Here is a 1555-nt window from a genome sequence, read left to right on the forward strand (position 1 = left end):
GGAACCAGTTTGTCTTGCCGCAGCCCTAGCTCTGGTTCGAACCGCGCCGTCGCTCGCACGCGCCGAGGCGGCTGATCACGTAACTGTAATCCTCCGCGGCGCGCGCGCGGCTTTCCGCATCGCGCGACAGATTCGCCTCGGCAGGCAGAGTGCGTGGCAAAGCGCAGGCAAGGCGATACCATTCGAGAGTACCGGTGCGCGGCGGTCGCGCCGCCTGGTCGACGATCTCGGTCCACGACACGCCCCAGCGCGGTTCCATCCCCGGACGGCGCACGACGGTGATCGAAACCGGCCCGTCATTCGCCGTGTCGAGGAACAGCTGCGTTTCCGATTCGCCCACCAGCGTGCCTGCGATGGACAGCGCGTCGCGCACGCCGGTTACCTGTGGCGGGCGATCGGCGGCCGCCAGCTGTTCGAGCACGGGTCGCAGGCGCGCGTCGAGATCGGGCGTCCAGGCAAGCTGGGCACGCGGATCGACCAATTGCAGCTCGTTCGGTCGGCCCGTGACCGGGCGGGCGAACAGGACCACCTCCTGCTTCTTGAACTTGGGCACCTTGCCCTTCGCATCGAGAGGTACGTCGACGAGATAGCGCAGCGATTCGCCGACCGGGACATTGCCCGCGAGTAGCGCCTGGGTCTGTGCCTCGACATAGAGACGCGCGAAGCCGGGCGCGAGGTTGGGCGCGCGTTCGGGCTTGAGGACCGCCTGGTCCTTGATCCGCGCCTTCAGGACCAGCGGCGCGCCCTCGGCTAGCGCGACCAGATCGGCATAGGTCGGCGCTGTGGACGCTGGCGGCACGGTCTGCGCCACGACAGGGGAGGCCGACAGCGCCGCACAGCTGGCGGCAAACAGCGCAAGGCGCATTGAGCGGGTGATAAAGGTCATGGGCGTTCCAGTGTTTGAGCCGATCGGAAGATTTACCAGTCGATCTTGCGCGCGACCGGTTCCATCGCGACCGCGCACCTTGGTTCGAATTGGAGGCCCTAAGCGGTGAATCAAGGGTTAACCGATAAAGCGATTGCCCCGTACGGTCACCATGGCTACAGGATCGGGCGGTCCGGGGATAAAGATTACAAAATTGCCCCGGCGGGTCCGCAGCGGACCTTTTCGGAAACTTCCGATGGCTGACGCCGTTGGGGGGGCTTGGGAAGGATGTCGGCGGAACACCAGAACGCCGTCCGAGTAACGCTACGGCGTCTCGGATGAATGGCCGCCGGGTCCGCCCGGTACGGACGATGGAGTGATGCGACCGAATGGCTTATGCTGACCAACAGATGAGCGGCAATCGCGTGATCGCGATTATTATCGTTGCCCTCATCCATATTGCCCTAGGCTACGCGCTCGTCACCGGTCTCGCTTACGAGGCTGCTACCAAGGTGCTCGAACGCGTGACCACGATCGATGTGGAAGAGCCCCCGCCCCCGCCTTCGCAGGCTCGTAGCGTGTCGCCGGATAACGCAGCTCGGTGGGCTGCTCGGATCCAGTCCGACTATCCCTCCAGCGCCCTGCGGCGTGACGAGTCCGGAACGGTCACCATGCGGATCACCGTTGGTG

At 65.2% G+C, this 1555-nt stretch carries 1 protein-coding gene and 1 pseudogene; one reads left to right on the top strand and one right to left on the bottom strand.

The features are described 5' to 3' along the window. Positions 1–25: 25 nt before the first annotated feature. Positions 26–886, bottom strand: a complete 861-nt coding sequence (locus A3736_RS01610; protein ID WP_233999158.1) for a hypothetical protein — start codon at positions 884–886, stop codon at positions 26–28. 368 nt (positions 887–1254) lie between these two features. Between A3736_RS01610 and A3736_RS01615 the strand changes: the two are divergent. Then, positions 1255–1555, top strand: a pseudogene (locus tag A3736_RS01615) (hypothetical protein); the annotation flags it as partial.

The sequence above is a fragment of the Erythrobacter sp. HI0063 genome (assembly GCF_001635685.1).
In the GTDB taxonomy this organism is placed as follows: domain Bacteria; phylum Pseudomonadota; class Alphaproteobacteria; order Sphingomonadales; family Sphingomonadaceae; genus Qipengyuania.

What these genes read in the sequence shown, in the direction of transcription:
- A3736_RS01610 (WP_233999158.1), bottom strand. Translation starts at nt 886, where the DNA reads ATGACCTTTATCACCCGCTCAATGCGCCTTGCGCTGTTTGCCGCCAGC.